Below are 3,289 nucleotides of genomic sequence, written 5' to 3' on the forward strand. Positions count from 1 at the left end.
GGACGGGCCCTGCGAGCGATGATACCTGCCGGGTACGAGGATCCATCGGGCGACCACATCGGATCGGATCAACGGACCGGCCGGCGATGTCCACAGAGCGCGGGCACCGACAGCATGCGGCGGGAGTTATCCACAGATCACACGGCCGGTCTACCCAACGGCATCAAAACGCCGCACCGTGGACGAGGCCGGTCCGCTCCCCCCTCGGATCGGCACAGCGGCGGCCGGACGAGCGGACCTGGACCGGGTCCGGCCGCCGCGCCTCCCCCGGACCCGGAGGTGTCACCGTCATGCCCCCTTTGCCACGCTTCGACCCGCTCTGGCTCGTCATCCCGGCGGTCGCCATCCTGATCGCCCTGGGACGGCCCACTACGATGCCGATCAAGCCGCACGCCGACGGGCCACGCCTCGTCCTGGCCGCACGTGATCCGCAACGGAGCACCACCGCCTTGTCCGAGCCCTTGTCCGAGCCCGGGCGGTCCGCCCCGTCCGGTGCGACCGACTCCGCCGGTGGGCTCGGCCCCGGTGACGGGTTCGGTACCGCGCCCCGCCACGACGTCATCGAGCAGGCCCTGGGGGTCAGCCAGGTTCGGGCCGTGGTGAGGACCCCGGTCCCACCTCCTCTCAGGCTCACCCCCGGCACGTCGGCGGAACCCTCGACGACACCTGCTCCGTCCACAGCGCGGTCGACGCCGGCGGCGCATCCGGCCCCCTCGCCTCGCGCCCCCTCGCCGAAGGCAACCTCGTCATCTCGACGACCGGCGACTCCCACCGTCCGGCCTCCCTCCGCCCCACGATCTCCCCGGCCGGCGGACCGCCGAGCCGGGGAACGAACGCGGCCGGCCGTGACCCCGCCGGCCGCCGGCCCGCCGGGCGGCGGAGAAGGGGACGAGCACCCGGACCCGCCACCCGGCGACGTCAGACCGGAGAACTCCGCGGCACCGCCGGCCCACGGCGGCAGGGTCCGGGCTCTGCGATGGCCGTTGTCGGGGGCCGTCACGGTGAGCCGCGGTTTCGAACGCCCGCTTTCGCCCTACGGACCGGGTCATCGCGGAATCGACCTCAAAGCCTCTCCGGCCGCCCCGGTTCTCGCCGCAGCCGACGGGGTGGTGAGTTTCGCCGGGTCCGTGGCGAACCGCGGCATCGTCACCGTCACGCATGGCGACCTCCGCACGACCTACGAACCACTGACGCCGGCGATCAGCCCCGGAACCGCGGTCCGAGCCGGGGACCTGCTCGGCTGGATGAGCGATGGCCATCCAGGCTGTCCGGTGGCCGCATGCCTGCACTGGGGGCTTCTGCGCCGGACGGACTACCTCAATCCTCTGCTGTTCTTCCGCAGAACTCCGCCCCGCCTCCTGCCCCTCCTCCCCCTAGCAGATCGCTCCCCTGGGTCCCCGGCCTTCTCTCAAGCCCGGGGATGAGCCTGCTCAAAGGCCGCGCGCAACCGTTCCGGCGTCACGTGGGTATAGATCTGCGTGGTCGCGAGACTTGCATGGCCGAGAAACTCCTGGACGGAGCGCAAATCGGCCCCGCCTTCCAGCATGTGCGTCGCCGCCGAATGTCGCAGACCATGCGGAGTCAGACCGGCCGGAGCAACACCGGCCGCCACCCTCGTCGTCAGAATCCGCCGTACCGTGCGCGGGTCGAGGCGACCTCCGCGCAGGCCGAGGAGCAGCGCACGCCCGCTACGGGCGGTCATCAGCCGCGGCCGTCCCGTTGATCGCCAGGACCGCAGGGAGGCCACCGCCGGCACACTGAACGGCACGCTGCGCTCTTTGCCACCCTTACCGAGGACCCGCAGCAACCGCCGGTCGTCATCAATGTGCCCCAGGTCAAGACCGCACAGCTCGGACACCCGGATTCCGCTGCCGTACAGGAGCTCGAGAACGAGTGCGTCCCGCAGCTCCACCGCCCGCCGTACGGCCCGCTCGGAGTCTGCCGTCGAGTCCGGCAGCCCGGACGGCTGCGACGTGCCCGGAGGCGACACATCAGGCGAAGGGTTCTCAAGGAGCTGACGCGCGGCCGCGGCGGTGAGCACCTCAGGCACCCTTCTGACCGTACGGTTACCTACGAGCCGTGCGGCGACGTCGGTGTCGAGGAAGCCACGGCGCGCCGCATAGGAGGAGAAGACCCGGGCCATCGAGGCGCGCCGGGCCAGGCTTGCCGGCGCCGCCCCGGCGGCGCGCATCGAGGCGAGCCAGCTCCGCAGAAGCGCCAGATCGAGGTCGGCGAGGACCGAACAGCCCATCCGCTCCGCGTGAGCGCGCAGGTTAGCGAGGTCGGCGGTGTAGGCACGCACGGTCTCAGGAGATCGGTCCAGCTCCGCGGTGAGATGGCGGAGAAAACCCGCGACCGCCGTCTCCCAGCCGGACTCGGGTGTCTCGACTATCTCGCCTGGCCGGGCGTCTATCTCGCCTGGCCGGGCGTCTGATCCACGCGTCGATCGGGGGTGCTGCCGCGGCGGAAGCCGACCGTCGGCGGGCTCCTCGGTGCTCTCGCCTCGCAGGGCCATGCGACGACCGTGGCGGCATCGGCGGTTCTCGTCAAGACGCCGCGGCGTCCGCGACATTGCACCCGAGGACATTGCACCCAAGCTGCCTCAGGTCTCCCCATCGGGGTTTTCGCCGTCGAGTCCCGGATCCGCGGTACTGCGCGTCGGGGAACGATCGGCCCCGCCGTGGGCGGCACCCGGTCGGGTACCGGACCGCCTGCCGGACGTGGCGGGATGGGACGGGTTCGGCGGCGCTCGGCCCAGATTCGTGAGGCGGTAACCGCCCGCCACGTTCTCGACCAGCCCCTCCACCGCGAGTGGGCCCAGCATCGCCAGCACCGCCTCGGGGCGCAGGCCGGTGCGGCGCGCCAGCACAGCCACCCCGACGGCAGCGCGGGCCGGCATCGCGTCGAGAAGCTCGCGCACCGCCTCGGACAACCCGTCCCGCGGGCCATCCCCGCTCGCCGGCCGCTGTGCGAACGATCCGATACTCGCGATTTCCTCCCTGATGTCCTCGGCTCCGGTGACCAGGACCGTCTGTTCACGGAAGTCCCGGAGCAGCCGGTGACAGCCTGCGCTCATGGCGCTGGTTACCGGTCCCGGAACGACCATGACGGGACGACCGAGCCTACGGGTGTGGGCGACCGTGTTCAGCGCGCCGCTACGGTGGCCCGCCTCGACCAGGACCGTCCCCCGGGACAGAGCCGCGATGATGCGATTACGGGTGAGGAATCGGCGTCGGTACGGAGGCGTGCCCGGCGACACCTCGCTGACTACCGCCCCGGTACGGGCGAT

The 3,289-nt window shown here is 71.8% G+C and carries 3 protein-coding genes; 1 reads left to right on the forward strand and 2 read right to left on the reverse strand.

Going from position 1 to position 3,289, the window contains the following annotated elements:
• Positions 1 to 374: 374 nt before the first annotated feature.
• Complete coding sequence (locus tag ACY45C_RS01000; protein WP_462185797.1) at positions 375 to 1,424, forward strand: M23 family metallopeptidase; 1,050 nt, start codon at positions 375 to 377, stop codon at positions 1,422 to 1,424.
• On the opposite strand, the gene ACY45C_RS01005 is transcribed toward ACY45C_RS01000, so the two are convergent.
• Positions 1,409 to 2,587 carry a tyrosine-type recombinase/integrase gene (locus ACY45C_RS01005; RefSeq protein WP_462185792.1) on the reverse strand — a complete coding sequence of 393 codons (1,179 nt, stop codon included), beginning with the start codon at positions 2,585 to 2,587 and terminating at the stop codon, positions 1,409 to 1,411. The two genes, ACY45C_RS01000 and ACY45C_RS01005, sit on opposite strands and share 16 nt — an antisense overlap.
• A 15-nt stretch (positions 2,588 to 2,602) precedes the next feature.
• On the reverse strand, positions 2,603 to 3,289 hold a 687-nt coding region (locus tag ACY45C_RS01010), incomplete at its 5' end, for a DNA-processing protein DprA (protein WP_462185793.1).

It is taken from the genome of Frankia sp. CcWB2 (assembly GCF_977927585.1).

Bases quoted from the DNA above. Each gene is read 5' to 3' on its own strand.
- ACY45C_RS01000 (WP_462185797.1), top strand. From the start codon at position 375: ATGCCGATCAAGCCGCACGCCGACGGGCCACGCCTCGTCCTGGCCGCA.
- ACY45C_RS01005 (WP_462185792.1), bottom strand. From the start codon at position 2,587: ATGTCCTCGGGTGCAATGTCGCGGACGCCGCGGCGTCTTGACGAGAAC.